This window comes from Actinoplanes sp. NPDC026623, assembly GCF_040638275.1.
Lineage (GTDB): Bacteria > Actinomycetota > Actinomycetes > Mycobacteriales > Micromonosporaceae > Actinoplanes.
In genome coordinates, this window is record NZ_JBEZXZ010000070.1 from 1 (window position 1) to 26,526 (window position 26,526).

General features: G+C 71.7%; 25 protein-coding genes and 1 pseudogene. 8 read left to right on the forward strand and 18 right to left on the reverse strand.

All coding sequences use genetic code 11. The features are described 5' to 3' along the window. Positions 1–315 (forward strand): annotated as a pseudogene (locus tag AB0F10_RS21370) (phosphoesterase); the annotation flags it as partial. Between the two features lie 116 nt (positions 316–431). On the opposite strand, the gene AB0F10_RS21375 reads toward AB0F10_RS21370, so the two are convergent. Continuing rightward, positions 432–776 (reverse strand): hypothetical protein, encoded by a 345-nt coding sequence (locus AB0F10_RS21375; RefSeq protein ID WP_360627559.1) that lies wholly within the window; start codon positions 774–776, stop codon positions 432–434. Positions 777–808: 32 nt separating this feature from the next. Continuing rightward, a complete protein-coding gene (locus AB0F10_RS21380) occupies positions 809–1,141 on the reverse strand; it encodes a hypothetical protein (protein WP_360627562.1) in 333 nt (110 codons plus the stop codon). Positions 1,142–1,506: 365 nt separating this feature from the next. On the opposite strand from AB0F10_RS21380, the gene AB0F10_RS21385 reads away from it, so the two are divergent. From AB0F10_RS21385 to AB0F10_RS21400, 4 genes are all read left to right on the forward strand, one after another. After that, positions 1,507–2,121, forward strand: a complete 615-nt coding sequence (locus AB0F10_RS21385; RefSeq protein ID WP_360627565.1) for a VOC family protein — start codon at positions 1,507–1,509, stop codon at positions 2,119–2,121. 428 nt (positions 2,122–2,549) lie between these two features. Then, positions 2,550–2,753 carry a hypothetical protein gene (locus AB0F10_RS21390; RefSeq protein ID WP_360627569.1) on the forward strand — a complete coding sequence of 68 codons (204 nt, stop codon included), beginning with the start codon at positions 2,550–2,552 and terminating at the stop codon, positions 2,751–2,753. Between the two features lie 89 nt (positions 2,754–2,842). After that, a complete protein-coding gene (locus AB0F10_RS21395; RefSeq protein ID WP_360627572.1) occupies positions 2,843–3,691 on the forward strand; it encodes an oxidoreductase in 849 nt (282 codons plus the stop codon). 269 nt (positions 3,692–3,960) lie between these two features. Beyond that, positions 3,961–4,482, forward strand: coding sequence for a hypothetical protein (locus tag AB0F10_RS21400; protein ID WP_360627575.1), 522 nt, complete (start codon positions 3,961–3,963; stop codon positions 4,480–4,482). A gap of 42 nt (positions 4,483–4,524) precedes the next feature. Here the strand turns inward: AB0F10_RS21400 and AB0F10_RS21405 are convergent, their stop codons facing one another. After that, positions 4,525–6,873 (reverse strand): transketolase-like TK C-terminal-containing protein, encoded by a 2,349-nt coding sequence (locus tag AB0F10_RS21405; RefSeq protein ID WP_360627578.1) that lies wholly within the window; start codon positions 6,871–6,873, stop codon positions 4,525–4,527. Positions 6,874–7,329: 456 nt separating this feature from the next. Between AB0F10_RS21405 and AB0F10_RS21410 the strand changes: the two genes are divergently transcribed. Then, positions 7,330–10,704 (forward strand): family 16 glycoside hydrolase, encoded by a 3,375-nt coding sequence (locus AB0F10_RS21410; RefSeq protein ID WP_360627581.1) that lies wholly within the window; start codon positions 7,330–7,332, stop codon positions 10,702–10,704. A 63-nt stretch (positions 10,705–10,767) separates the two neighbouring features. Here the strand turns inward: AB0F10_RS21410 and AB0F10_RS21415 are convergent, their stop codons facing one another. The 11 genes from AB0F10_RS21415 to AB0F10_RS21465 form a co-directional block, all read right to left on the reverse strand. Continuing rightward, a complete protein-coding gene (locus tag AB0F10_RS21415; protein ID WP_360627584.1) occupies positions 10,768–12,453 on the reverse strand; it encodes a S8 family serine peptidase in 1,686 nt (561 codons plus the stop codon). Positions 12,454–12,630: 177 nt separating this feature from the next. Then, on the reverse strand, positions 12,631–12,900 hold the full coding sequence (locus AB0F10_RS21420; protein WP_360627587.1) for a GlsB/YeaQ/YmgE family stress response membrane protein: 270 nt from the start codon (positions 12,898–12,900) through the stop codon (positions 12,631–12,633). Positions 12,901–12,974: 74 nt separating this feature from the next. Next, positions 12,975–14,708 carry a thiamine pyrophosphate-dependent enzyme gene (locus AB0F10_RS21425; protein WP_360627590.1) on the reverse strand — a complete coding sequence of 578 codons (1,734 nt, stop codon included), beginning with the start codon at positions 14,706–14,708 and terminating at the stop codon, positions 12,975–12,977. Positions 14,709–14,751: 43 nt separating this feature from the next. Next, a complete protein-coding gene (locus AB0F10_RS21430; protein WP_360627593.1) occupies positions 14,752–15,039 on the reverse strand; it encodes a PRC-barrel domain containing protein in 288 nt (95 codons plus the stop codon). Next, on the reverse strand, positions 15,029–15,400 hold the full coding sequence (locus tag AB0F10_RS21435; protein ID WP_360627596.1) for a hypothetical protein: 372 nt from the start codon (positions 15,398–15,400) through the stop codon (positions 15,029–15,031). Before AB0F10_RS21435 ends, AB0F10_RS21430 begins: the two co-directional genes overlap by 11 nt. Before the next feature lies 1 nt (position 15,401). Next, positions 15,402–16,634 (reverse strand): divalent metal cation transporter, encoded by a 1,233-nt coding sequence (locus AB0F10_RS21440; RefSeq protein ID WP_360627599.1) that lies wholly within the window; start codon positions 16,632–16,634, stop codon positions 15,402–15,404. 10 nt (positions 16,635–16,644) lie between these two features. Beyond that, entirely contained in the window at positions 16,645–17,103 is a 459-nt protein-coding gene (locus AB0F10_RS21445) for a hypothetical protein (RefSeq protein ID WP_360627602.1), read from the reverse strand. A gap of 60 nt (positions 17,104–17,163) precedes the next feature. Beyond that, the gene (locus AB0F10_RS21450; protein WP_360627605.1) at positions 17,164–18,357 is read right to left on the reverse strand and encodes an ABC transporter permease; all 1,194 of its coding nucleotides are present in this window, start codon (positions 18,355–18,357) and stop codon (positions 17,164–17,166) included. Further along, positions 18,354–19,280: an ATP-binding cassette domain-containing protein gene (locus AB0F10_RS21455; RefSeq protein ID WP_360627608.1), complete on the reverse strand. Its 927-nt coding sequence runs from the start codon at positions 19,278–19,280 to the stop codon at positions 18,354–18,356. Before AB0F10_RS21455 ends, AB0F10_RS21450 begins: the two co-directional genes overlap by 4 nt. Before the next feature lie 104 nt (positions 19,281–19,384). Beyond that, positions 19,385–20,350, reverse strand: coding sequence for a pectate lyase (locus tag AB0F10_RS21460; protein WP_360627611.1), 966 nt, complete (start codon positions 20,348–20,350; stop codon positions 19,385–19,387). Beyond that, a complete protein-coding gene (locus AB0F10_RS21465; protein WP_360627614.1) occupies positions 20,347–21,930 on the reverse strand; it encodes a family 16 glycoside hydrolase in 1,584 nt (527 codons plus the stop codon). The genes AB0F10_RS21460 and AB0F10_RS21465 overlap by 4 nt, the downstream gene beginning before the upstream one ends. A 401-nt stretch (positions 21,931–22,331) precedes the next feature. Between AB0F10_RS21465 and AB0F10_RS21470 the strand changes: the two genes are divergently transcribed. Then, a complete protein-coding gene (locus tag AB0F10_RS21470; RefSeq protein ID WP_360627617.1) occupies positions 22,332–23,105 on the forward strand; it encodes an aminoglycoside phosphotransferase family protein in 774 nt (257 codons plus the stop codon). A gap of 179 nt (positions 23,106–23,284) precedes the next feature. On the opposite strand, the gene AB0F10_RS21475 is transcribed toward AB0F10_RS21470, so the two are convergent. Both AB0F10_RS21475 and AB0F10_RS21480 read right to left on the reverse strand, forming a co-directional pair. Continuing rightward, positions 23,285–24,025: a 3-keto-5-aminohexanoate cleavage protein gene (locus AB0F10_RS21475; protein ID WP_360627620.1), complete on the reverse strand. Its 741-nt coding sequence runs from the start codon at positions 24,023–24,025 to the stop codon at positions 23,285–23,287. A gap of 10 nt (positions 24,026–24,035) precedes the next feature. Continuing rightward, the gene (locus AB0F10_RS21480) at positions 24,036–24,350 is read right to left on the reverse strand and encodes a hypothetical protein (protein ID WP_360627623.1); all 315 of its coding nucleotides are present in this window, start codon (positions 24,348–24,350) and stop codon (positions 24,036–24,038) included. Positions 24,351–24,375: 25 nt separating this feature from the next. Here AB0F10_RS21480 and AB0F10_RS21485 point away from each other — a divergent pair, with 25 nt between their 5' ends. Continuing rightward, positions 24,376–25,254: a prenyltransferase gene (locus tag AB0F10_RS21485; RefSeq protein WP_360627625.1), complete on the forward strand. Its 879-nt coding sequence runs from the start codon at positions 24,376–24,378 to the stop codon at positions 25,252–25,254. Between the two features lie 6 nt (positions 25,255–25,260). On the opposite strand, the gene AB0F10_RS21490 is transcribed toward AB0F10_RS21485, so the two are convergent. Continuing rightward, a complete protein-coding gene (locus tag AB0F10_RS21490) occupies positions 25,261–26,049 on the reverse strand; it encodes a hypothetical protein (protein WP_360627628.1) in 789 nt (262 codons plus the stop codon). A 163-nt stretch (positions 26,050–26,212) separates the two neighbouring features. Next, the coding region (locus AB0F10_RS21495; RefSeq protein WP_360627631.1) for an FG-GAP-like repeat-containing protein at positions 26,213–26,526 on the reverse strand (314 nt) is incomplete at its 5' end.

The window sequence follows — 26,526 nt, forward strand, 5'->3', positions numbered from 1 at the left end:
CTGACCGTGGGCCTGGCGACCCTGCCGGCCTGCGGCCCGGACGATCCGGCGCGGCAGGTCCCCGACGCGGCGGCCGCGCCGTCGGCGCGGGTGCCGGCGGACAAGCAGCAGGTCGCGGCGCAGTGGGACGCCTGGAAGTCGGGACAGCGGCTGACCGGGCCCGACGCCCGGCCCGACTTCGCGAACCCGGCGCAGATGAACCACTTCACCTGGTACCAGGCACACGACTGGAAGCGGCCGTACTCCGGCGAGGACAGGATCTTCGCCCCGGCGGCCGTACCGGGCGCCTACCTCCCACCGGCGGAGCAGGACTGATCGCGGAAATCAACGGCGGCCCGGCGGCGGAAGCGCCGCCGGGTCAGCCGGATGAGGAGGGACATCGGCGGCCAGACCCGCCGCTCAGCCCCGAGCGGCAGCGCTGCCCCTGGACGTCACCCCGGCCGGCCCCGGCGACGGCGGGCCGTGAGGAGCACGGCAAGCGCCGCCCCGCCTGCGACGACGAGCACGGGCAGCGGCGGCACGCGGCGCGCCAGCACATCGCGGTCGCCGCCACTGCTCAGCAGCGACCAGCGCGACCGGGCCGACAGCGCCGAGCCGACGGACAGCACCGACGACACCGAGAAGGCGGACAGGGTCGAGCCCGCCGAGGCGACCGACAGGGCCGAGCCGACCGAGCCGACGCTCAGCACCGACCCGGCCGATCCGATCGACAGGATTGATCCACGACTGGCGATCGACAGAAACGAGCCCTCGGACCACAGCGACAGACCGGCCACAGCCGCCATTGTCACACGCCCCGGCGGTGCCGTCAGGTCACTGCGCCGGTCCGGCGCAGACGCTGAGGCGGTACGCCGGCCGCGGCCAGTTGGTCGGCGATGCGGCGGGAGGCATTGTCGATGTACACGGCGACCTGATTGTCGTCGCCCATGCCGCAGGCCGCGGCCACGGTCCCGGCGTTTATCGGGTCGAGCCGGGAAACGGCGGCCAGGTCGAGGACGAGCCGGAATGGCCGGACCTTCCGGACGGTGTGGACCAGGACCTGTTGGAGCCGCACGGCGTCGACGACGCCGACGACGCCGCGCGCCCGGATGACGACCGTTCCGTCGGATTCGGTCCGCAGTTCGAATGGCGGTCTGCCCATCGAGGTTCACCCCTCGCTGCCGTCGGATCGGTCCTGAGGACGCGGTGCGGCCACCAACCGCAAGGTCGACTCAACTTGATCACCCTCTCGGCGATCCACCGGCTGGCCCGGAACCGAACTTCACCATGCTCCACGACGGGGCCTACGTGCGTGAAACCCGAGGTGTCGGGCGAATGAATGATTGGTGCCTTGAACCGAATTCCTGAAACGGGCCGGGCTCAGCACCGTCCGGATAATCTCGAACAGGTGATCACGCAAGCCATTCCAGTACGCACGTTTATCGCACGATGCGCCGATTCACCGCCTGGATGCCGGGCGGCGGACGGTGACACCGTAGTCCCCGAGTCACTCCCAAGGAGGCCGCGATGACGACGAACAACCGCGACGGCGCCGACCTGAAGCTCGAGGTGGTCACCCTCCCGGTCGCCGATCTCGACCGGGCGAAGGCGTTCTACACCGGCCTCGGATGGCGGCTGGACGCGGACTTCGTGCTCGGCGGCGCCCGCGCGATCCAGTTCACTCCCCCGGGCTCCGCCTGCTCGATCCACTTTGCTCCGGGCACCGCGACGGCCCCGCCCGGATCGGCGCAGAACCTTTTTCTGATCGTCGCCGACCTCGAGCAGGCCCGCGCCGAGTTGACCGCGAAGGGCGTCGACGTCAGCGCGATGTTCCACCGGACGCCGACCGGCCGCGCCGACGGGCCGGCGCCCGACCGGGCCACCTACAACTCGCTCGCCACGTTCAGCGATCCCGACGGCAACGGCTGGGTGCTGCAGGAGGTCACCGCCCGGCTGCCGGGGAGGATCGACTCCGGGGAGACGACGTACGCGGGAGTGACCGACCTGGCTGGCGCGCTGCGCCGGGCGGCCGCCGCGCACGGCGAGCACGAGCAGCGCACCGGCGAGGTCGACGAGAACTGGCCCGACTGGTATGCGGAATACCTCGTCAGCGAGCAGGCGGGCACCGAACCACCCAAGTGAGCGCGCCGGCGCTCGGCGGCACCCCGCCGGGCGCCTGACCAACCGCGCCGATCTCAAGCTGACGTCCGCCAGTTGGGACGGCCGGACTGTGTTGTCACCCTCTCGATGGCCCGTGACCTGCCAGTTGTAAACACGGCGTCCCGGGCCTCTTGGCAGCGGTGGATCACCGTCGCTAGCGTGTCCACAAGGTCGCTTACCGTAGATCCTTCGGCTACGTGACGTTGAAATCAGGGTGCTCCCGTTTCGGCGCAGCAGCGCCGTTTCGTGCCGCCCGGACAGACGCCGACGAAGCACGGTCAGGGCGGAGCGGTCGAAGAAGGACAAGAAGCGGTAGCGGGGCGCCAGCAAAACTACCGCCATTCACCTGCCGGCATCGGGGCCGCGTCGGACCGCAGCTTGTCCCCGGCGTCGTCGAGTGAGGTGTCGTGATGCACGGCGAGATCCTGAACCTTCTGGATGGTCATCTGTCCGAGCTGCAAGCCCTGCGCCGCGAGCTCTCCGGCCGCCGCGCCGCCGCGCCCGGCGAGCGCCGCAAGGTCGCCGCCGCGACCGCCTCGGCCGCCGAAAGATACGCCCGGGCCCTGTCCTGCATGCTGACCGACGTCGATGATCCGCGGACCGCCGCGCCCTGACCCCACCGCATCGCACCAGGCCGCGGTCCGTGTGGACGTCGCTACCCTGAGCACCTCATCGGTCCGTCCGAGCAGCGGTGGGTGGGTACATGGGCAGGGTTGCGATCGTGACCGGCGCGTCCGCGGGGATCGGCGCGGCCACCAGCCGCCTGCTGCGGGAGCGGGGCTTTCAGGTCTACGCGGTCGCCCGCCGGCTGGACCGGATGGCTTCGCTCGCCGCGCTCGGCATCCACCCGATCAGGGCCGACGTCACCGACGAGGCCGACCTGGCGGCCCTGGTCGATCGGGTGATCGCGGAGTCGGGCCGAATCGACGTCCTGGTGAACAACGCCGGATACGGATCCTTCGGCGCGATCGAGGACGTGCCGCTGGACGAGGCCCGGCGGCAGTTCGAGGTCAACGTCTTCGGCGCGGCCCGGCTGTGCCAGCTCGTGCTGCCCCACCTGCGGGCGCGGGGCTCCGGGCGCATCATCAACGTCTCCTCGGTCGGCGCGAGGATGTATCAGCCGCTCGGCGGGTGGTACCACGCGACGAAGTACGCGCTGGAGGGTCTCAGCGATTGCCTGCGGGTCGAGCTCAGGCCGCTGGGCATCGACGTCGTCATGATCCAGCCCGGTGGCATCGACACCGAGTTCTCCCGGATAGCGGGCGAGCGGCTGCTCGCCACCTCCGGCGACGGCGCCTACGCCGGCTACGCCCGCCGGTACGCGGCGTCGCTGACCTCGGACGCGAAGGGCATCTCGTCCCCGGCCGTCGTCGCCCGGGCGATCGGCCGGGCCGCGACGGTGCGGCGGCCACGCGCTCGCTACCCGGTCGGGCGCGGCGCCCGGGCGGCGCTGCTCGCCCGCTGGCTCCTGCCCGACCGCGCCTACGATCGCGTGCTGGTCGGGGTCTTCACCGCGATTGCCGCCGCCACCGCCCGGGGCGCCCGGCGCTGAGGTCGCCGAGGAGGAGGCGCGCCTCCGGTCCGGAACCGCCGAGGCCCGACTACTCAGCGTTTCCTTTCAGATCTGCCCGGTAACGGCCCGAAGCCTGGCCGGCGACCTCCGTGAACGCGTCGATGACGGCTGACGGCGGCGGACCACCGGACGGGCCGGGGGTGCGCCTTACCGGCGGGCCGATTGTTCGCACTCACGCATTGTCACACGTCACTGTGCGCTGCTAGCGTGCCCAGCACCCTCAGTAACGATGCCTTTTTGGAGACCCCGTGGTACTTCATCGCAACACCGGCAAGGTGCTCCGTACCGCCTTCCTGATGGCCGCGTTCGGCTGCCTCGGGCTCGCACTGCCGACGCTGCTCGACCTGATGGGCCGCGAGTTCGTGCTCGGACCCTGGCTGGCGTACGGGTTCGGCGGGCTCATCGCCCTGCTGGGCTTCGCCCAGATATACATGACCATTCGGCATCCGTTCCGGTTCGAGGCGGATGACGCGGGGCTGATCGTCCGCTGCGAGAACCTCAAGGCCGACATCCCCTGGGAGTCGCTGGCCGCGGTCACCATCGAGCGGCCGCACTACGCCGACGAGACGTCCGCACCGCATCTGATCCTCTGGCCCGCGCCCGGCGCCGATCTCGGCACCAGGGCCAAGTACAAGCGGAAGGGCGAGGAGCACGCCGGTTACGACGTGATCCCGATCGACGATCTTGTCGAATCGCCGTCCGATGTGGTCGCCGCGCTGCAGCGGGTCGCGGGAGCCAGGTTCGCCGCCCGGGATCTGCCGACCCGCTGACCGGCCCGCGCCGCTCGCGACCACCGCGAGCGGCGCCGGCGATCAGCGGCGGACGACGGTCAGCGCGGCGTCGACTATCGAGTTGGTGTCGATGCCGTGGATCCGGTAGGCGTCGGCAAGGCCGGACGACTGGCCGAACTCGGTGGCGCCGAGGCAGCGGATCCGGTCCCCGCGCGCCGCGGCGAGGAACGCCAGCGTGTGCGGGTGTCCGTCGTGGACGGTGACCAGCGGCGCGGGGCGCTCGGCGGGGAACAGCTCGTTCAGGATGCCGCCGCCTACGCCGGCGTCCCGGCTGTCCCGCTGCTGCAGCGAGCGGAAGACGAGGTCGGGGCTGGTCAGGCAGACGACGCCGGCCCGGACCCCGTTCGCGGCCAGGAGGTCCGCGGCCGCGACGACCTCCGGCATGATCGCACCGACGCCGACGAGGGTGACGTCCTCGTCCCCCTGCGGGTGGCCGGCGGGCAGCCGGTAACCGCCGGCGACCGCCTGCAGCCGGCGGCGTTCGCGCAGGGCCGCCTCCTTCGGTACGCGGGAGAGCCCGGGCTCGATGGGCCGGGTGGACAGCCGGAAGTACGCGGACGTGCCGCCCTCGACGCCGACCTGGCTCATGGCCTGCAGCAGGCACCACTCCAGATCCTGGGCGAAGGCCGGCTCCCAGGCGACGCAGCCGGGCTGCTCCAGCCCGATCGACGGGGTGGTGATGGACTGGTGCGCCCCGCCCTCCGGCGCCAGGGTCACCCCGGACGGGGTACCGACCAGGATCGACTGGCCTCCGGCGTAGATGCCGTAGGACCAGGGCTCGAGGGCGCGGGAGACGAAGGGGTCGTAGAGCGTGGCGATGGGTATGAGCCGCTCGCCCCAGCGCGACCACGTCACGCCGAGCTCGCCGAGCAGGGAGACGAGGTTGACCTCGGCGATGCCGAGCTCGATGTGCTGGCCCCGGCCGTGCTCCTGCCAGCGCAGCACGCGTTCGGCGTCGTCGGCGAACCAGTCGTGGCGGTCCTCGACCGACCACACGCCGGTCTTGTTGATCCAGCCGCCCAGGTTGGTGGAGGAGGCGACGTCCGGCGAGCAGGTGACGATGCGGGCGGCGGCCTCGGGGGCGTCGCGGGGCAGGTCGGCCAGGATCCGGCCGAGGGCGGCCTGGGTGCTGATCGGCTTGCGGTAGCCGTGGCCGAGCTGCGGGGGTACCGGAATCGGTGAGGTCGGCGCGATGGGCTCGCGGCGCAGCGCCGCCGCGCGCTCGTCGCACAGCCGGCCGGCGGCGGTGTGCGGCTCGAAACGCTGCCACGGCGCCTCGCGTTCCATGCCGGAGCTCACCGCGAGGGCGTCCAGCTGGGCGGCGTTGAGCAGCGCGGAGTGGTTGTTGGGGTGCCCCTCCGTCGGCAGGCCGCGGCCCTTGACGGTGTAGGCGAACACCACGGACGGGCGGTGCTGATCGACGCCGCGGAAGGTGTCGACGAGCAGCCCGAGGTCGTGGCCGCCGAGGTCGCGGACGGCGGCGGCGAGCTCGGCGGGCGGGATCTCGTCCAGCAGCGCCCTGAGCCGCGGCGCGTCGGCGACGGCGTCGCCGCCGGCGAGGATGCGCTCGGCGATCTGCTCGGGGTCGACCCGCAGCATCCGCTGGTACTCCTCGTTGGGCATCGCCTCGAGCCGGGCCCGCAGCGCCTGCCCGCCGGGGCGTTCGAACAGCCGCGAGATGATGCGTCCCCACTTGAGGACGACGACCTGCCAGCCGGCGGCGGCGAACATGCCCTGCAGCTTGGCGATCTGGATGTCGGGGACGACGCGGTCCAGGGACTGCCGGTTGAGGTCGACCACCCAGAGCAGCTCGCCCAGCTTGGCGACCGCCGGATCCATGACCGCTTCCCAGATGGCGCCCTCGTCGAGCTCGGCGTCGCCGAGCAGGCTGACGAACCGCCCGCCGGCGGGCACCGGGAACCGGGATCCGACGTAGCGGTGCGCCATCGCCGCCCACAGCGCGGCCGTCGCGCCGATGCCGACCGAGCCGGTGGAGAAGTCGACCGTGTCGGGGTCCTTGAGCCGGGAGGGGTAGGACTGCAGGCCGCCCTTGGCACGCAGCAGCGGCAGGTAGGACTCGTCGAGGTCGCCGAGCAGGTAGTTGATGGCGTGCAGCACGGGCGAGGCGTGCGGCTTGACCGAAACCCGGTCCCGGCTGGTCAGCTCGGCGAACCACAGGGCCACCATGATGTCGACCATCGAGGCGCTGGAGGCCTGGTGGCCGCCGACCTTGACCCCGGAGTCGTTGGGCCGGCCGGCGTTGGCGGCGTCCACGATCGCCGCCGACAGCCACAGCACGCGGCGGGCGATCACCCGCAGGACCTCGACACCGGGGAGCGTGCCGGAGGTGGAGGGCAACGTGTCGGTCATCTGTCTCTCCGGTGTCGGTTCGGTCTGGCGGGTCGAGAGGACGGACACACGACACGACGGCCCCCGGTGTGCGCCTGCCGCCGAGTGGCTTGAGCAGCGATTTTACGCCGCAAAGGACGGCCGCGGGCGCAAACGAACCTGGTCGCGGTCAGGCCGCGTGCGACGACATCCCGCCAGCCTAAGGCATCGTTCAGGCCACCTCGCGGTCGCGGTGCCGGCGACCGCGGCCCTTGCGCACCCTGCCCCGCACCACCCGGTCCCAGCCCGCGCTTGGCCGGGTAGAGGTTGCCGAGGACGGGCGCGGCCGCAAGGGCAGACACTTTCGTTGTTACAGGCAAAAGTTCACTTGCGTTTCATAAAAGTAATGGACTTTTGAACAGAACGTGCCTAGCGTGATCAGGCATCGATGGTTGTCGACCTTGAGTCGTGATCATGCTGCTGCCCCTGGAGCGCTCGATGAGAAGACCGATCCGTCCCCCTAAGTCCGCCTCCCTCGTGCTGGGCACCGCCCTCCTGCTCGCGGGCCTGATGCCCGCACTCCCCGCGTCCGCCGCCGTGCCACCGCAGGAGCCCGGCGTCACGCTGCGGACCTTCGACCTGCAGACGGCACGCGACACGATCTGCGTCCTGAAGCCCGGGCAGACCCCCAACGTCGACAATCTCATGCCGGCGATCAACTGGACCACCGCGGCCGACTTCGGCTTCGAGGACCACTTCCAGACCGAGGTCAGCGGCAACGTCAACATCGCCACGGCGGGGGCCTACACCTTCCGGCTCACCAGCGACGACGGGTCACGGCTGGCGATCGACGGCGCGACCGTCATCAACCACGACGGCGCGCACGGTGCGACCGCCAAGGAGGGCGGCGTCACCCTCACCACCGGCTACCACGCCCTGCGCATCGACTACTTCGAGCGCGACGGCGGCCAGCAGCTCACCCTGGAATGGCGGCCGCCGGGCGCGACCGCGTTCGCGGTCGTGCCCACCAGCGCGCTGAGCACCGACGCCGGCGTGGTGCGGGTGACGGCGCCCGGCCGCAAGGAGTGCGAGGCCTCCGGGGACAGCCCCGGCGACGGCCTCCCGCTCACCGCCGTGCACCCCGGCTACACGCTCACCAACCTGCGGCCCTCCGGCTTCCAGCCGCAGGTCAGCGCCATGGACTTCTTCCCCGACGGGCGCCTGGCCATCGCCACCTGGGGCGGCAGCGACACCGTCGCCGGCGAGGTCTACATCCTCAGCGGCGTCACCGGCGCCACCTCGCCGAGCCAGGTCACGTACACCAGGATCGCCACCGGGCTCCGCGAACCCATGGGCCTGAAGATCGTCGACGGCAAGATCTACGTGGCGCAGAAGCATGAGCTCACCGAGCTCACCGACACCAACGGCGACGGGACCATCGACCAGTACCGCAGGGTGGCCACCTGGCCGTTCGACGGCAACTTCCACGAGTTCGCGTTCGGCCTGCTCTACAAGGACGGGTACTTCTATCTGAACCTGTCCGTGTCGATCAACCTCGGCGGCGCGACCACCGAACCGCAGGGCTCGCCGAACCGCGGCACCAGCCTGAAGATCAACCGTACGACCGGGGCGGTGGAGTACGTCGCCGGCGGCCTGCGCACCCCGGACGGCCTCGGCTGGGGGCCGGAGGGCGACATCTTCGTCACCGACAACCAGGGCGGCTGGCTGCCCGCCTCGAAGCTCGTGCAGATCAAGCCGGGCCGCTTCTTCAACCACTACACCAACCCGGACGGCCCGTACGACGGCCAGCCGGTCACCCAGCCCGTGCTGTGGCTGCCGCAGAACGAGATCGCCAACTCCCCGAGCACCCCGCTGCTGCTCGACTCCGGGCCGTACGCGGGCCAGATGCTCTTCGGCGACGTCACGTACGGCGGCATCCAGCGCGGCTTCCTGGAGAAGGTCAACGGGCAGTACCAGGGTGCGGTCTTCCGCCTGACCCAGGGCCTCGAGGTTGGCGTGCTGCGCCTGGTCCAGGGCCCGGACGGCGCCCTCTACGCCGGCGGGCTCGGCGCGGGCGGCAACTGGGGCCAGGAGGGCAAGCTGACGTACGGGCTGCAGAAGCTGACGCCCAACGGCGCCTCCGTCTTCGACATCAAGGCTATGCGCGCCGTCGACGGCGGCTTCCAGCTCGAGTACACCCAGCCGGTGTCGACCGGCACCGCCGAGCAACTCGCGGCACGCTACCGGGCCGAGCAGTGGCGCTACGTGCCGACGCCGGCATACGGCGGGCCGAAGGTCGACGAGGAGACGCTGCCGGTGACCTCGGCGACCCTGTCCGCGGACCGGCTCACGGTGACGCTCAAGCTGACCGGGCTCAAGCCGGGCCGGGTGGTGCACGTCCGCTCGCCGCGGCCGTTCACCTCGACGTCCGGCACGTCGCTGTGGAGCACCGAGGCCTGGTACACGCTGAACAGCCTCCCCGACGGCACGACCGCGCGGACCGGCCAGGTCGAGGCGGAGAACGCCGGGCTGAGCGGCAGCGCGGGGGTGGCGTCCGACCACACCGGCTACACCGGCTCCGGCTTCGTCGCCGGCTTCGGCTCGGCGGGCGCCGCGGCCACCTTCAGCGTCGACGTGCCGGCGGCCGGCTCCTACCCGGTCTCGCTGCGCTACAGCAACGGCCCGAACCCGTCGGCGGGCGCCAAGACCGTCAGCCTGTACGTCAACGGCAGCAAGGTGCGGCAGGTGAGCCTCGCCGACACCGGCAACTGGGACACCTGGGCGACCAGGTCCGACGCGGTGACGCTGCGGGCCGGCGGCAACACGGTCGCGTACAAGGTGGACACCGGCGACGCCGGGAACGTCAACCTGGACAGCCTCACCGTCGACAGCGGCACGTCCACCGCGCCGCGGACCGGCACCATCACCGGGATCGGCGGCAAGTGCCTCGACGTGGACAACGCCGGCAATGCCGACCGCACCAAGATTCAGCTGTACACCTGCAACAACTCGTCCTCGCAGAGCTGGACCCGCGACGGGGACACGCTGCGGGCCCTCGGCAAGTGCCTGGACATCGACAACGGCGGCACCGCCAACGGCACCAAGGTGCAGCTCTACACCTGCAACAACGGCGCCGCCCAGGTCTGGCGGGCCCAGGCCAACGGCTCCCTGCTCAACCCGCAGTCCGGCAAGGTGCTCGACGTCGCGGGCGGATCGAGCGCGGACCGCACCCAGATCCAGATCTGGGACTGGGCCGACGTGGCCCAGCAGAAGTGGACACACAACGGGACCAGCCGGGTCAATCTGTTCGACGGCGGCAACCTGCAAGCGTTCCAGAACGCCGACGGCACCGCGCCGACCTGGCCGATCTCCGGCGGCTCGGCCGAGGTGCTCGGCGGTGACCTGCGCACCAAGCAGACCTTCGGCGACTTCCGGCTGCACGCGGAGTTCTGGCTGCCGAACCTGCCGGCCGACGTGACCGGCCAGGCCCGGGCCAACAGCGGCATCTACCTGCAGGACCGCTACGAGCTCCAGGTGCTCGACTCGTTCGGCAAGGCCGCGCCGGCCGACAACGACTGCGCCTCGATCTACCTGAAACGGGCGCCGTCCGCCAACGCGGGCACCGCGCCGGAGACCTGGCAGACCTACGACGTCACGTTCCGGGCGGCACGGTACAGCGGCACGACGAAGACCGAGAACGCCCGGGTCACCGTGGTCTGGAACGGCACCACCGTGCACGACAACGTCGCCGTCGACGGCCCGACGGGCAACGGCGCCCCCGAGGGCCCGGACTTCCGGCCGATCCGCCTGCAGGACCACGGCGACCCCGGCGCGAACGTCCGCTACCGCAACATCTGGATCGAACCCGCCTGACGCAACGAAACGCCGGCCTGCCCGGCCGGGGTCATGGCGACCCCGGCCGGGCAGGCCCTCGCGTCAGTGCAGGTGCGTGGTCACCGCGGCGTAGGCGTCGACGATGCCGTGGCCGTAGAACCCGTTGAACCGCTTGCCGCCCTCGCACAGGGCGTCGAAGGAGGCGTCGCGGCCCTCCTGCACGTAGCTCTTGAGCGGCGGCTGCGGGCAGGCCGTCTCGGCCGCGGTGCGGTAAAGCTGCTTCTCCACCTTGTCGGGCGACATCGTGAGGCCGCCGCGCCACCAGTCGCGCACGCCGAACCTGCTGGCGATCAGCGCCGCCACGCCCGCGGCGTGCGGCGAGGCCATCGAGGTGCCCTGCAGGTAGGTGTAGTAGCCGCAGACGCCGGCCTTCGTGCAGTCCTTGAAGACCAGGTCCTCGTTGCCCGCGACGACGTTGCCGGCCGCGTCGACCGTGCCCTCCTCCTGCAGCACCTTGAGCGGGTACGTCGACAGGATCTCGTTGCCGTTCGTCCGCGAGGTCGGCGTGCCGAAGCCGTCACGGAACCAGCCGCCCGGCGCGGCGACGGAGATCTGCTCGAGGCCGTAGTTGGAGTAGTCGGCCTTCTGGCCCGACGGGCCGACCGACGAGACGCCGATGACGTGCGGGCCCTCGACGGGCAGGTCCCAGCAGGTGTCGTTGTCGACCGGGCGCGGCTTGGCGGCATCGGCCGGGTAGTCCGGGCTGGACGTGTCGGTGCGCGGCTTGCCGAGGTCCTCGTGGTTGTTGCCCAGGGCGCCGACCAGGGTGACGCCGCGGCGGTGCGCGTAGTTGAGGGCGCGCTTCATGCCCTGGATGATGGCCTTCTGCTCGGCCTGCTCCGCCGCCGTGTCGGCCGGGTTGCCGGTGCAGTTGTAGAGCCACGGGTCGACGTAGAACGACATGTTGACCACGTCGATGCCGGCGTCGCCGGCGTAGGTGAGCGCGTTGACGACCGGCTCGAGGAAGAAGTAGCCGGAGTCCTGGCCGCCCTTGAGCTCGACGAGCGTGACGCCGGGGGCGACGCCGGAGACGCCGGAGCCGTTGGCGGCCGCGCCGATGGTGCCGGCGACGTGCGTGCCGTGGCCGCCGTCGTCGGTGCCGACCGGGTCGAGACAGCCGGCGACCTCACAGGGCCCGTCGATGTCGACCAGGTCCGTGGCGAAGTTGCGCGAGAGCCGGCGGCTGAAGTTGGGCGCCAGGTCCGGGTTGCTCGCGTCGAGGCCGGTGTCGAGGACGCCGACGGTGATGCCCCGGTCGCCGGCCTCCTTCTTGCGCGCCGCGTCGGCCCTGATCATCTTCAGGCCCCAGAGCTTGTCGTCGAGCGGGTCGAGCTTGGCGCCCTTCGACGAGTGCCGGCCGGAGGACGCGGCGGAGGCCAGGTTCTCCCGCTCGATCACCTTGTCGGCCTTGGGCGCGTATCCGATGGCCTTGCGCTCGCTGGCGCCGATCAGCGCGGTCTCGGCGGTGGCCCGCGCGGCGAAGTCGGTGCGCTGCGAGGTCACCTGGAACATGCCGACGGCGTCGTTACGGCCGACGACGGTGCCACCGGCGGCGGTGATCGCCTGTACGGCCGCCTCGGCGGACACCCCGTCCTCGGCGACCACGGTGTATTCCGTGGCGGCGCTCGACAACGCCGGTGCGGCGCCGGCCGAACCGCCGGGTCCGGTGATAAGGAAGGTCAGGCCCGTCGCGGTGGCGACGGCCCCGGCTATGAGGCGCTTTCTCATGGAACGCTTCCCTCCGATGCAGTTGAGGGTCACATCCCATCGAACTCAGGTCACGTTCCGGCATCCATGGCGGTAAACATGTCAATGTATGCCCCGTCGTGCCCGAAACGCCGCCACCCAACCCGAGGCGGGATGGGTGGCGGCGTCTGCTGCGGAGCGCCCGGATCCGGGCCAGGGTCATCGAGCGCGGCGGCCGTAGGCTCCGGCGGCGATCGCGACGCCCACGGCGGCCAGGGCGACCTGGAGGATCAACTCGATCCAGTCGACGCCGTCGGTCTCGGCGACGTCCAGCGCGCCGGCGAGCAGGGTGCCGAGCAGGGCGGCGATGACGCCGATGACGAGGGTGAGCCAGATCGGGATGTTCTGCTTGCCGGGGACGACGAGTCGCCCGAGCGCGCCGATGATCAGGCCGATGATGATCGCGGTGAGGAACCCGGTGACTTCCACGTTTACTCCTTAATTGCGCAGGGGGCGAGCGACGTGTTTCCCACTTCCGGCGGTGCGGCAAACCTCGGGGCCGGTCAGCCCTTGTCGCCGGGGCTGACGAGGCCCTCCTTGAGCTTGGCGATGGCGAAGCCCCAGGTGTCGCCGGCGGTGGTCTTCGGCGGCAGCGCGATCTCCTCCGGGTTGGTGACCACGTCCAGCAGCACCGGGCCGGGAGCGGCGAAGGCCTCGCGTACGGCCGCGTCCAGGCGGTCGGGGTCGGTGACCCGGATCCCGGTCAGGCCGATCGCACGCCCGACCATCGCCAGGTCCGGGTTGACCAGTTCGGTGCCGTACTCGGGGAGGCCGGCCTGTTCCTGTTCGAGCTTGACCATGCCGAGCCGGCCGTTGTCGAACACCACAAGCTTCACCGGCAGGTCGTACGCGACGGCGGTGAGCAGATCGCCGAGGAGCATGGTGAGACCGCCGTCGCCGCAGAACGCGACGACCTGCCGCCGCCGGTCCAGGGCCTGCGCGCCGAGGGCCTGCGGCATCGCGTTCGCCATCGAGCCGAGGTTGTAGGAGCCCAGCAGCCGCCGGCTGCCGCGCATCTCGACGAACCGGGACAGCCACACCGTCGACATCCCGGTGTCCGTGGTGAAGACCGCGTTCTCGGCGGCGACCTCGTCGACCAGGGCGGCCAGCGCCTCGGGGCGGATGCGCAGGTCGGTGTTGTCGAATGTGGACCGGATCCGGCCGATCAGCGACTCGTCATGGCCGGGGTCGACGAGCCGGCGTTGCCGGTCACGCCAGGACTCGTAGTCCTTGCGCGTGGCGTCGAGATGCGCCCGGTCCGTCTTGGCGGTCAGGCGCGGGGTCAGCTCGCGCAGGGTGGTCGCGGCGTCGCCGATCAGGCCGGCGTCGACCGGCGTACGCCGTCCGACGTGCTCGGCGCGCGCCTCGATCTGCACCGTCGTCGTGCCCGCGGGCAGCCAGTCCGGGTACGGGAAATCCGTGCCGATCATCAGCAGCAGGTCCGCCCGGTCGAAGGCCGTCTTGCTGGCCGGGTTCCCGATCAGCCCGCTCTGACCCACCTGGTACGGGTTGTCGTGCTCCAGCCCCTCCTTGGCCTTCAACGTGAGCACCATCGGCGCGCTCAGCCGCTCGGCGAGGGCCAGCACCTCCGGCCGGGCCCCCCGGGCGCCCATACCGACCAGCATGGTCACGCTCGACGCGGCGTTGATCAGCTCGGCGGCCCGGGCCAGGTCCTGCTCGTCGGGCAGGGTCACCGGCCGCCGGATCGCGAAGCGCGGCGCGGCAACGCCACGCGGCAGGTCCCGCCCGCCGAGGTCGCCCGGCACCGTCAGCACGGCGACGCCCGGGGCGGCGTACGCCGCCTGCACCGCCTGCTCCAGCAGCCGCGGCAGCTGCGCCGTCGAGGTGAGCGTGTGCCGGAACGCCGCGACGTCGCGGAACAGCAGGTCGTTGTCGATCTCCTGGAAGTACTCGCTGCCCAGCTCGGCCAGCGGCACCTGTCCGCAGATCGCCAGCACCGGGGCGTGCGACTTCTTCGCGTCGTACAGGCCGTTGAGCAGGTGGATCGCGCCGGGGCCGACCGTGCCCAGGCAGACGCCGAGCACCCCGGTCAGCTGGGCCTGCGCCCCGGCCGCGAACGCCGCGGCCTCCTCGTGGCGGGTGCCGATCCACTCGATGCGCCCGTCCTGGCGGATCGCGTCGGTGATCGGATTGAGCGCGTCGCCCACGACACCCCACACCTGGCGCACGCCGAGGTCGCCGAGGCCGGCCACGATCTGTTCGGCAACGGTGGTCATGACCATGGGCTACCCCGAATCCCCGCGTTCATGCCGGATCCGGTCAGAGTCGCAGCTCGTCGAACGGCACGTGGTGGGTGTGCCGGCGCAGCACGTACCGGGCGAGCCGCTCCACCAGCCAGGGCCCGATCACCTCGTCGCGCTCGTAGCCGAGCAGCCGCCCCCACCGGCCGCTGGTCACGATCGCGGCCGTGACGTACTCGCGCCCGTCGTCGTCGCGGGTGGTGTGCAGGTCGGCGATGCGGCCGAGGACGCGCCCGTCGCGGTGGCGGACCTCCCGGCCCAGCAGCCGGCCGGCCCGCAGCGGGCCTCCGGACGGCTCAGGTGGCATCGGACGCCCCCGGGATGCGGCCGATGAGATTGTCGCGCAGCCACGCCTCCAGCGCCGGGTCGGGCAGCAGCTCCCGGCGTACGGAAAGGTGCACCGCGCTGTCGATGCCGGCGACGAGGTCGAACGGGATCCGGATCGGGTCCTGCTCGTAGTCGTGCGACAGCCGGCGGGCGGCGCCCTCGATCCAGCGGCCGAGCCGCCCCCCGATGCGTTCGCCGAGCGCCTTCGGCCCGACCAGCAGCGCGGCGACGTACAGATTGCCGCCCGGGCCGCGGTCGAGCTCGACGTCGTCGACCTTGCCGACGGGTTCGCCGCCGGCGTCGAGGATCTGCCGGTCGAGCAGGTCGAATCCGATCAGCATGTCAGCCCCCTCCCATCCGGGTCACCAGCATCAGCGGGATCGCGGCCACCGCCGCGAGCACCACCACGACCAGGAACACGACGCCGACGCCGTTGGCGAGCCGGCCGTTCACCCGCTCGCCGAGATAGTCCCGGTCGTTGGCCACGACCAGAATCGGCAGGTACGTCAGCGGCAGCGCGACCGCGCTGAACACCAGCGTGTACTCGGTGAGCTGGATCGGGTCGATCGTGGTCATCAGGACACCCACCCCGGCCAGGATCGACACCATCACCACGGTGTGGAACCGGGCCGCCTCCCGCGGCCTGCGCAGCTTGCCCCAGGCCCACCCGAAATACTGCGCCACCGTGTACCCGGCGGACAGGCCGGTCTCCATCGCCGCGCCGAACGTGGCGGCGAAGAACCCGAGGATCGCCGCCGCCAGGCCGAGCCTGCCCAGCGCCATGGCGACCGGCATGGCCGTCTGCGACAGCGAGTCGACCGAGGTCTGCAGCGGGTGGAACACGATGGCCGAGGTGGCCATCAGCGCGAACGCCAGCAGCCCGCCGAGCGGGAAGCCGAGGAACACGTTGACCCGGGCGGTGAGCAGATCCTTGCGGCCCCAGCGCTCCTCGACCGCGCCGGAGGAGAAGAAGAACACCTCGTACGGGGTCATCGCCGAGGCGAACAGGGCGACCGCGAAGAACCAGTAGGTGCCCCAGTCCTCCCCCGCCGGCGGGGCCGGATGGGTGGCCTGCTGCCACAACTCCCCGGTGTCCGGCCCGAGGCGGAAGATCGCGACGAGGAACACCACCAGGGTCAGCCCGGTCAGCCCGAACACGTTCTCCAGCACCGAGAACTTCGCCCGCCACAGCGCCACCCACAGCACGACCGCGACCACCGGCACCCACAGCAGGTAGTCGACGCTGGTGGCCAGCTGCAGCGCCAGGCCGACGCCGCCCAGCTCCGCGCCGAGGGTCAGCACCGTCACCAGCAGCGACCCGGCCAGGTTCGCCAGGGCCACCCGCGGGCCGAGCCGCTCGCGGACCAGGTCGAACACCGGCCGGCCACTGATCGCGGCCACCCGCCCGCTCATTTCCGCGTACGCGCAGATGCCGATCACGCCGACCAGCAGCACCCAGGCGTGCGCCATGCCGAACCGGGCGCCGGCCTCCGCGTTGGCGACGATGTCGCCGATGTCGACGAACCCGCCGATCGCGGTGAGGATGCCGAGGGCGACGGCGAGTACCCGTTTCACGCCGGGCCCCTCACCGTTGCCGCTCGATCAGGGCGGCGAGCCGGACCCCCACCGCGTCCAGCCCGGCGACCGCCGCGCGCAGGGCCGGGTCGGTGCGGGCCGCCGCGGCGTCGCCGAGTTCGCGGGTGGCGGCCTGCAGGAGCGCGAGGAGCCGGTCACGCAGCCGCGCCGACGCGGCGTCGGGCGGCACCGGCCCGGCGATCTTGCCGGCGGCGCCCGCCAGCCCCTTGGCCGCGTCCCCGTACGCGGTGACCGCGAACGCCCCGAACACCTGGTCCTCGAGCTGCCGGCGCCCGATCAGCGCACCGGTGACCGCGGCGTCGTGCGCCGACTCGGCCACCTGCATCGCCGTGCGCAGGTACTCCCTCGCGTCCGCCGGCCTGCTCACCTGGTACGCGAAACCGGCCCACAACAGCACCACCGACACCACCGCGATCACCGCGGGCACCGGCCGGCCGAAGATCCTCACGGGGCTCGCTATACCCCCGATGGGTGGTCCCGCAACCGCTCCCGGCTCAAAAAAGACGGCTCAGCCGGCGCGCCAGGCGTCGCGCAGCCGCACCCTGGCGCCGCTGCGCAGAACCGCGTTGCTGTAGACCCGCGCCGAGAACCAGAGCAGCAGCGGAATGACCGCGATGATGCCCGCGAGGGAGACGGCCGCCTGCCAGGCCGGGACCACGCCGAGCGCCAGCCGGACCGGCATCAGGGTCGGCGAGAAGATCGGAATCAGCGACAGCACCGCGACGAACCCGGAGTCGGGGTTCGCCGGAAGTATCGAGATGCCGATGACGTAGCCGACGATGAGCAGCATCAGCACCGGCGTGACCGCCGCGGCGACCTCCTCCTGCCGGGAGACCAGGGAGGCGACGGCGGCGAAGGCGAGCGAGTAGGCGATGTAACCGAGCAGGAACCAGGCGATCAGCCAGGCGATGGTGCTGAACGCCGCGGTGGCGTGCAGGTGCAGCGAGCCGGTCGCCACGCCGGCGGCGACGCCGGCCAGTGCGATGACGGACACCTGGATCAGGCCGACGACGCCGAGGCCGAGAACCTTGCCGATCATCAGCTGCCAGGGCCGGACGGTGGCGAGGAGGATCTCGACGACGCGGCTGGTCTTCTCCTCGACGACGCCCTGCGCTACGGCCTGCCCGTTGAGCAGCAGGGCCATGTAGATCAGGACGCTGGTGATGATGCCGACGGCCAGTTGCTCGCTGTTGGTCTTCTTGGGTGGCACGAGCGGCGTGACCGTCACGGTCGCCGCGGAGATCCCCGCGGCGACCCGGGCGGGGTCGCCGCCGAGGGCGCGGACCTGCTGGTCGAGCGCGGCGCGCTGGGCGACCAGCTGAAGCACCGAGCGGAGCCCGTCGTCGAGGTCGGTCTTGACGACGACCTGAATCGAGGTGGCGTCGCCGATCAGCAGGGCGTCGAGCTTGCCGTCACGCACCTGACCGCGCCCGGCGGAGTCGTCGACCTCCCGGGTGCGCAGGTCGACGTGGATCGAGCCGGCGGTCGAGGCGACCACACCGGTCAGGGGCACCGCGCCGGGGGTGAGGCCGACGTCCAGATAGGACGGGCTGCCGCCGGCGAGTTTCGCGACCACCGCGATGCCGATGAGGATGAGGACGCTGGCCCCGGTCGCGATGCGGAAGGCCTTGGAACGCAGCCGGGTGACGATCTCGCGGCTCGCGATCAGCCCGATGGCCTGGCGAGGGTTCTGGCTCGTCATGCTGCTTCTCCCTCGGTGTCGGCCGGGTCGGCGCCGACGATGTCGCGGAACAGGTCGGTCAGCGAGGGCCGGCTGCGGGTGAACTCGTGCACCGGCCCGGTGGCGAGGGCCGCCCGGAGGATCGCCTGATCGTCGGCGCCCTCGGCGAGGGCCAGGCGGGTGTGCCCGCCGGACTGGTCGATGACGGTGACGCCGGCGAGCCCGCCGGCCCACCCGGGCGGGGCGGCCGGCGCCCCCACGATCAGCTCGTCGCGCCCGCCGGCCCGGAGCTCGTCGACGGTCCCGGCGGCGACCATGCGGCCCTGCCGCACGATGCCCACTCGGTCGCAGAGGCGCTCGACGAGGTCCAGCTGGTGGCTGGAGAACATCACCGGCACGCCGGCGCGGGCCTGGTCGCGCAGCACCGCGCTCATCACGTCGACGGCGACCGGGTCCAGGCCCGAGAACGGCTCGTCGAGAACCAGGATCTCGGGATCGTGCACCAGCGCGGAGGCCAGTTGGACGCGCTGCTGATTGCCCAGCGAAAGCTTGATCACGTCGTCGTCGCGGCGGCCCGCGATGGCCAGCCGCTCGGTCCAGACGTTCACCGAGGCGCGGGCCTCCGCCGCCGACATGCCGTGCAGGCGGGCCAGGTAGACCAGCTGCTCGGCGACCTTCATCCTGGGGTAGAGCCCGCGCTCCTCGGGCATGTAGCCGATGCGCCGGCGCACGTCGAGGTCGATCGCCCGGCCGTCCCACCGCACCGCGCCCGCGTCCGCGGCCAGCACGCCCAGCACGATGCGCATCGCGGTGGTCTTGCCGGCGCCGTTGCTCCCCACGAGGCCGAAGATCTCTCCGGCGCGGACCTGGAAGGTGATGCCGTGCAGGGCCACGATGTCGCCGTAGCGCTTGCTGACCTGATCGATCTCCAACTGGCGAGTCATGTTGCGTCCTACCGTCGCGCGGACACCGGCAGAAATGTGATATCACTTTGATAGGCCTGGCGCAAGACCGGCTGCCGGACACGGTACGGCCCAGAGCCGCGTGGTCACAGCCGGCCCGCGCCGGCCCCGGCCGTCACCAGGCCCGGCACGGTCGCCGCGGCGTCCAATGTGTACGCGTAGAAGGTCCGCGGCTCCACGACGGACCCGCCCGCCTCGCACGGTCCGGAGCCCGCGAACACGTTGCCGCGCTGCACCAGCCGGCCCGGGCCGCTGTCCGCGTACCCGCTCGCCGAGTGGCAGGGGTACGCCACCGCGGCGAAGTAGTTGCCCTCGACCAGCACTCCCGCGTTCTCGGTCGACGCGACGCCGTACAGCTCGTTGGCGCGGAAGTAGTTGTTGTAGACGTGCACCGGTTCGCCGAAGCGCACCCTCGGGTGACGCTGGCGGGAGCCGTCGAACCAGTTGTGGTGGATGCTGACCCTCAGGTGCCCGATGTCCGTCGACGCCGCGCCGTCGGAGTGCCCGATCAGCATGCTCTTGTCGGTTCCGGCGAAGTGGTTCCAGGACACGGTCACGTAGTCGGCGCCGCGGACGATGTCGACCGAGCCGTCGGCCGGCCGGACGAACGTGTTGTGGTCGATCCAGATGTGGTGCGACTGCTGGCCGATGTTGACGGCGTCGTCCTCCGCGTCGGTGAACGTCAGGTTCCGCACGATCACGTTCGACGAGCGGTAGAAGTCGAAGCCGCCGCCGGTGACGACCGCCGAGGACCCGAGGCCCACGATCGTCTTGTTCGGCCGTACCCCCTGCTTGCTGGTGATGGCGATGGTGCCCGACACCTGAATGATCATCGGGCCGACCGTGTCGATCGCGGTGAGCAGCTCGTCGGTGGTGCCGACCGTGACGGCCGGCCCGCCGGCGCCGCCGGTGGTGCCGGACAGTCCCAGCGCCGCGACGGACGCGAAGCCGTCCGGTGCGCCGGCCGCGCCGGCCGCCGTGGCGGTGCCGGCCAGGCCGGCCGCGATCAGCGTTGTGGTCAGCGCGCAGCGCACGACGGTACGGCGGTTCATGACACCCTCCCCACACCGGCGGCGCCGGTCACGATCGCCTTGACGGAGTTCGGATCGTCCAGCGTGTACGCGTAGTACGCGCTCGCCTCCCGGACGGTGCCGGAGCATTCGGGCGTCCCCGACTCGCCGGCGAAGACGTTGTTGCGGGCGACGCACCGGCCGGCCGGCCCGGCGTACGTGTTGGTCACCGGCTCCTCGACGTTCTCGAAGTAGTTGCCCTCGACCAGGCACCCGGCGTTGTTCTGGCAGGCCACGCCGGTGTCGGTGTTGTGGAAGTAGTAGTTGTTGTACACGTGCACCGGCTCGCCGAAGCGGACCCGCGGGTTGCGCTGCGGCGTCGCGTCGAACCAGTTGTGGTGGTAGCTGACCATCAGCCGCCCGGTGTCCTGCGCGCCGTTGGCGTCGTCGTGGCCGAGCAGCATGTTCTTGGTGTGGTGGTGGGTGTGGTTCCACGACACGGTCACGTACGACGAGCCGCGCTTGATGTCGATCAGGCCGTCGTAGCCCTGGGCCAGGTCGTTGTGGTCGAGCCAGACGTGGTGGGAGAACATCTGCACGTTGATCGAGTCGTCGCTCGCGTCGCGGAACGACAGGTTCTGGATGATCACGTTCCGCACCGCGCCGGCCGGCGGCGTCGTCACCGCGGAGACCGGCAGGCCGATGTTGAAGCCGCCCCCGGTGATGCCCGCGGTGGCGCCCACGCCGACTATCGACTTGTCCGACGCGACGTCGTACATGCCGGCCGGCAGGGTGATCGTGCCGCTGACGCAGATGGTGAGGGGCTCGGGACGCGCGATCGCGCCCAGCAGCTCGGCGGCGGTGTCCACCGTGACGGTGGCGCCGCCCGCGCCGCCGGTGGTGGTGCCGCGGCCCCAGGCGTTCACCGCCGCGAAGCCGGTGGGCACCCCCGCCACCCGGCAGTTGCCGGGGTCCGGCGGCGTCGTGGGCGTCGTGCTTGTCGGGTCGGGGCCGGCCGGCGTCTCGACGACCACGTCGTCGAAGGTGGCCGAGGCGTACGAGGTGACCAGCCCGATCCGCCCCGCGCCGAACGCCGGGTCCGCCGCCTGCACGACCTGGGTGCCGTCGACCGAGCCGGCCAGCGTGGAGCCGGTCACCCGCAGCGCCAGGTCGTACCAGGTGCCGGCGGTGACGCCGACCGCCGCCGAGCCGAGGGTGGTGACGGTGCCGTTCGCGACCCGCTGCAGCTGCGCCGCGCCGCCGCCGGTCAGCACCAGGGCGTAGTAGCTGCTCAGCGACGTGCCGCGCGCGGTGATGCCGGCCGAGCGGGCGGGCGTGGCGAAGGCGGCCGGCTTGACCCGGGCCCGCAGCGTGTAGTCGGTCCAGGCCAGGTCGCCGGCCTGCGCCCTGGCATTCGCTCCCGTGCTCGCCTGCCGGTACGCCGGCGAGCCGTCGCTGACGACCGACCAGCTGCCGCCGGTCTTGGTCCAGCCGTTCGCGTCACCGTCGTCGAAGGTGTCGCCGAAGAAGGTGGCGGCGAAGGCCGCGTTCACGCCGGCGACGCCGATCAATACGGTCAGCGCGGCGCCCGTGACGGCGCCGAGCAGGGGCTTCTTGCGCATGGCGGATTCTCCGTTCAGGGCGGACTGTCCCCGGCGACGGGTGGAATGGCGCCCGAAAGAATGGATCCCGGGGTGCCGAAATAAATTGACGAAACGTCTAGGAAAAACATAAGTAAATCCATCGGCCGTAGTCAATGCCGCGGATATGCAGTTCTGTTGCAGTCGCCGCGGGCAGCAGCCACCGACTCGACGGCCGACCGGTCGAGAAGAACGCTTCGGCCCGGTTTGCACCCGGGCCGCTGTGCTGTTGTTTGCACCGGCATTTCCATCGGGAAGATCGTCGGCGCGGCGCACGGCAGGCTTGCGCCGAACTAAACTCCCTCACCGACACGGCCGTCAACCCGTCCGCGGCCGGACAAAAATCGCTTTCGCCACCGCCCATGGCCCGGTACACACGGTGGATGCGCGAAGAGACCCTGCCCGGCGGCAACACCACCGGCGCCGTACTGATCGACGACGTCGTCCACAAGCGGGCCTCATCCTGGACGGCGACGGTGCACGCGGTGCTCCGGCACCTCGAGGATGCCGGCTTCGATTCCGCTCCCCGCGCCCTCGGCTTCGACGACCATGGCCGCGAGATGCTCACCTATCTGCACGGGGAGACGATCGGCGGCCGGGAACCATGGCCCGATTGGACGTCGGCCGACTCGATGCTGATCCAGGTCGGGCGGTGGCTGCGACGGGTGCACGACCTGACGGCCGATTTCACGCCGCCGGCCGGGGAGGAATGGTTCATCGGCGGCGCGATGGGTCCCGGGTTGATCGTCGGGCACCAGGACGCGGCGCCCTACAACGCGGTCGTGGACGGCGACCGCCTGGTCGGCTTCTGCGACTGGGACATCGCCGGCCCGTCCACCCGGGAATGGGACCTGGCGTTCTCCGCACTCTCCTGGGTGCCGCTCGCGTCGCCCTACGACGGCGCGCCGCTGAGCACCGATGACCTGCGGGAGCGGTCCCGCCGCCTGCATCTCCTGCTCGACGCGTACGGCTACGACGGCGACCGGCAGGCGTTCGGGGTCGTCGTGCGGGACAGGGCCCGGCGGCAGGCCGGCGTGATCCGCGGCATGGCCGGCGCCGGGGATCCGACGAAGATCGCGCTGCTGCCCATCGCGGAGCTTCTCGAACGGTCCGCGGTGGACGTCCAGGCCCTCCCGGACGCCTTCTGGGTGCGTTGATCGGATCCGATGAGCGGAGGTCCGGCGGTGGGGCGGAGAGCCGGCGGAGTCTCGCGCCGACCGGTCGACGTCGACGCTGCCCGTATCGCGGAGGATGCCGACGGCGGCCCGCCGGTCCCCCGGCTGCCCGATGCGTGTCGCCGAGGTGGTGGTGCACGTCCCGGGCAGCGGGCCCGCCGTCAACCCGTCGGCCGCAGGTTCACGGCGGCGCGGACCAGGTCGGCGTTGCTGCGTGCCCGCGTGCCGTCCGGCAGGTACACCGAGTCCTCGAAGCCGACCCGGGTGTCGTGGCCCCGGCGGAACGCGTCGGCGACCAGGGGCCAGGTCCAGTCGTTCATGCCGTGCGTCAGCCGCGGGCAGGCGGACCCCGCCGCGTCGAGCTCGTCGTTGATCCGCTGCGCGAGCGCCGACGGCTCGCCGCGGAGGTGGTAGGGCTCGCCCCGGTCGAGCTCGATGCTGACCCGCGACAGCCGCGGCAGCAGGCCGGAGGCGATCAGGGCGGCCAGCTCCACCGGCGCCCAGAGTCCGGCGTCGACGCCGATGCCGGCGTCCAGCATGGCCCGCATGACGCGTTCGAAGCCGTGCTCCGACAGGTTGACCGTGGCGCAGTCGACGCCCTCCCACTCCCGGATCATCGCGATGCGGTCCGCCAGGCCGGGAACGATCCACTCGCCGGTGGTCAGGCCGACCTCCACCGGTACGCCGGCCTCGGCGGCGACCTCGCGCACCCGGCGGCACGTCTCGTTGACGACGGCCGGCTGCAGCGTCTCCGCCCCGGAGGCGTCCCGCACGTGCAGGTGCACCCCGGTCGCGCCGGCCTGGAAGCAGTCCGCGAGATCGGCCAGCAGTTCGTCGAGCGACACGGGCATGTTCGGGTGCACATCCGTGCCCCACGGCCCGTTCGGTGTCACCTGCAGCATGCCCACGACGCTAACGGAACCTGTTGAGCGCCGCCTCCGGCAGCGGCAGGGCGCGCAGCACCTGACGGGAGCGGATGAGCGCGTCGTGCACCCGCCGCGTCACGGCCTCGTAGCTGCGGCCGACGTTCTGCCGCTTGCGCTGCTCGGTCAGGTTGGCCTCGTTGATCGTCTCGAAGCCGACGAACACGCTGCGCATCCCCGCCGCGACGGCCTTCTCCAGCAGGCCGGGCGCGAGGATCGCGTCGACGGTGCTCGCGGCCTGCCAGACTCGGCCCATGCCCGCCATGCCGCTGAAGAGCGCCTCGGCGAAGCTCAGCCGCCGCACAGGCAGTGAGGGGGATGATCCGCGGATGGCCATGCTGGAACGTCCCACCGCGCTGCTGGTCGCCGTCTCCCGGCCCTGGTTCTGGCCGGTATCCTGGGTGCCCGCCTACCTGGGCACCGTCCTGGCGGGCCATGCCTGGTTGCCGGCCCGGGGCGACGCGCCACGCGCGGCGGTGGCCCTGCTCGTCCTCGGCCCGCTCATCTGGGGTGCGGTGCTGGCCCAGAACGACCTGCACGATCTGCGCAGCGACCGCGACAACCCGCGCAAGGCCTCGGCACCGCTCGTCACCGGGGCGTTGTCCGCCGGCCGGCTGCGTGTCTGGTACCGGTGGATCGCGTTCGCCGCCGTCGCCGGCGCGCTGTACGTCGGGCCGCTGTTCGTGCTCGGCGTCGCCGGGGTGCTGGCGCTCGGGTGGGCCTACAGCGTGCCGCCGCTGCGCCTGAAGACCCGGCCCGGCTGGGACGTCGCGGTCAACGCCCTGGTGGTGGGGCTGGTGTCGCCGGCCGCGGGGTGGTCGATCACCCGCGCGCCGTGGGACTTCCCGTGGCAGTTCGGGCTGCTCGGCCTGCTGTTCGCCGCCGCCCTGTACCTGCCGACGACCGTCACGGACGTGGTCGCCGACTCCGGCGCCGGCGACACCACCTTCGCCGTGCGGTTCGGGCCGCGCCTCGCGCACCGCCTCGGCGTCGCGCTGTGGGGTTCGGCCCTGGCGTTCTCGCTGTGCTGCGCGTGGCTCGGCGTACTGGTGCCGCGGTCCACGCTCACGGCCCAGCTGGTGATGGCACCGGTGCTGCTGGCCGCGTACGCGGCGCTCACCCGGCGCCCGACGATCACCAGGCTGGCGGTGCTGTCGGTGCTGTTCGGGGTGCCGACCATCGGCTTCGCCCTGGCCTACATCGGCTGACCCCGCTCAGCCGCCCGCGGCGGCCGAGTAGCAGGCCTCGACGCCGGCCGCGCGATCCCCGGCGACGGCCGCGGCGTTCGCGGCATCGGCCGGGCCGGTCATCGGCACGGTCACGCTGCCGTCGGCGGGCACCGTGATCAGGTCACCGACCGGCGTCACCGTCTCGGCCTGCTGCGCCGTTCCGGTCTCCGGGTCGGTCCACACGATGTACACCAGCCGGACCGTGACGGGCAGGCCGTTGGTGTTCGTCACCTTCACGCCGGAGATCCGGCTGTATCCCGTGGTCGAGAGGCCTTCGTCGTCGAAAGCCGTGATTTCGACGGCGGAATCGACGGACGGGAAGTCGACCGCGGGAGCGTCGTCGACGGTGACCTCCACGTCCGCCACCTGGTCGGCGAGCGGGCCGCCGAAGATCAGCACGTCGCTGCTGCCATGGGGCAGCACCACCAGGCTGCCGCGATCGCTGCCGCACACCGTTGTCACCGTGACGCCGGGCAACGTGTCCCCGTCGCCGTTCAGGGCGGTGAACCTCAGGATCGGCGCCACCGGGACCCCGCGACCGTTGCGGATCAGCAGCTGCTGATCCGCGAAGTCGTCGCCGGACCGGGCGGCGTACGAGAATTCCAGATCGTCGTCCGTGACGGTGTCCACGACCTCCCAGACGCCCAGGCCCAGCACCACGACGACCGCCGCGCCGAGCAGGACCTTGCCGAACCTCCCCGGCTGGAACCCGGTGAAGCGCGAGGGTTCGCTCTCGTGGCTGGACGGCACCGGCGGGCTGGGGAACATGGTCACGGCCCACAGGGTAGAGCAGGCCGCGACCCGCAGAGGGTCTCATGTGGATGGCCGCCGACCGGCGGCAGGAGCGCGCGAAGCGGCCCGCCCGCGCACCGATGCTTTCTCGGTGCACGGGCGGGCCGTGTTCACTCGCTGGGCCGACCAGGCCCGGGGAGCTGGATCAGAGGACGCTGGCGAAGCCGCCCCAGCCGCTGCCGATCTGACGCGAGGAGGTGGAGCTGTACGGCGTGCCGTTGTCCCGCACGATGTTGTTCGAGTAGAGCCACAGCGTGCCGTCGGCCTTGACCGCGACCATGTCCGCGAAGCCGTCGCCGGTGACATCGGCAGGGATGATCTTGGAGAAGGCGTCCCAGCCGCCGCCGATCTGACGCGACGACGCGGAGCTGTACGGCGTGCCGTTGTCCCGCACGATGTTGTTCGAGTAGAGCCACAGCGTGCCGTCGGCCTTGACCGCGACCATGTCCGCGAAGCCGT

Coding starts and splice junctions, on each gene's coding strand:
- AB0F10_RS21470 (WP_360627617.1), top strand. CDS start 22,332: ATGCGCGAAGAGACCCTGCCCGGCGGCAACACCACCGGCGCCGTACTG.
- AB0F10_RS21430 (WP_360627593.1), bottom strand. CDS start 15,039: ATGCCACCTGAGCCGTCCGGAGGCCCGCTGCGGGCCGGCCGGCTGCTG.
- AB0F10_RS21395 (WP_360627572.1), top strand. CDS start 2,843: ATGGGCAGGGTTGCGATCGTGACCGGCGCGTCCGCGGGGATCGGCGCG.
- AB0F10_RS21410 (WP_360627581.1), top strand. CDS start 7,330: ATGAGAAGACCGATCCGTCCCCCTAAGTCCGCCTCCCTCGTGCTGGGC.
- AB0F10_RS21475 (WP_360627620.1), bottom strand. CDS start 24,025: ATGCTGCAGGTGACACCGAACGGGCCGTGGGGCACGGATGTGCACCCG.
- AB0F10_RS21385 (WP_360627565.1), top strand. CDS start 1,507: ATGACGACGAACAACCGCGACGGCGCCGACCTGAAGCTCGAGGTGGTC.
- AB0F10_RS21460 (WP_360627611.1), bottom strand. CDS start 20,350: ATGAACCGCCGTACCGTCGTGCGCTGCGCGCTGACCACAACGCTGATC.
- AB0F10_RS21405 (WP_360627578.1), bottom strand. CDS start 6,873: ATGACCGACACGTTGCCCTCCACCTCCGGCACGCTCCCCGGTGTCGAG.
- AB0F10_RS21380 (WP_360627562.1), bottom strand. CDS start 1,141: ATGGGCAGACCGCCATTCGAACTGCGGACCGAATCCGACGGAACGGTC.
- AB0F10_RS21435 (WP_360627596.1), bottom strand. CDS start 15,400: ATGCTGATCGGATTCGACCTGCTCGACCGGCAGATCCTCGACGCCGGC.
- AB0F10_RS21450 (WP_360627605.1), bottom strand. CDS start 18,357: ATGACGAGCCAGAACCCTCGCCAGGCCATCGGGCTGATCGCGAGCCGC.
- AB0F10_RS21485 (WP_360627625.1), top strand. CDS start 24,376: ATGGCCATGCTGGAACGTCCCACCGCGCTGCTGGTCGCCGTCTCCCGG.
- AB0F10_RS21390 (WP_360627569.1), top strand. CDS start 2,550: ATGCACGGCGAGATCCTGAACCTTCTGGATGGTCATCTGTCCGAGCTG.
- AB0F10_RS21425 (WP_360627590.1), bottom strand. CDS start 14,708: ATGACCACCGTTGCCGAACAGATCGTGGCCGGCCTCGGCGACCTCGGC.
- AB0F10_RS21465 (WP_360627614.1), bottom strand. CDS start 21,930: ATGCGCAAGAAGCCCCTGCTCGGCGCCGTCACGGGCGCCGCGCTGACC.
- AB0F10_RS21455 (WP_360627608.1), bottom strand. CDS start 19,280: ATGACTCGCCAGTTGGAGATCGATCAGGTCAGCAAGCGCTACGGCGAC.
- AB0F10_RS21415 (WP_360627584.1), bottom strand. CDS start 12,453: ATGAGAAAGCGCCTCATAGCCGGGGCCGTCGCCACCGCGACGGGCCTG.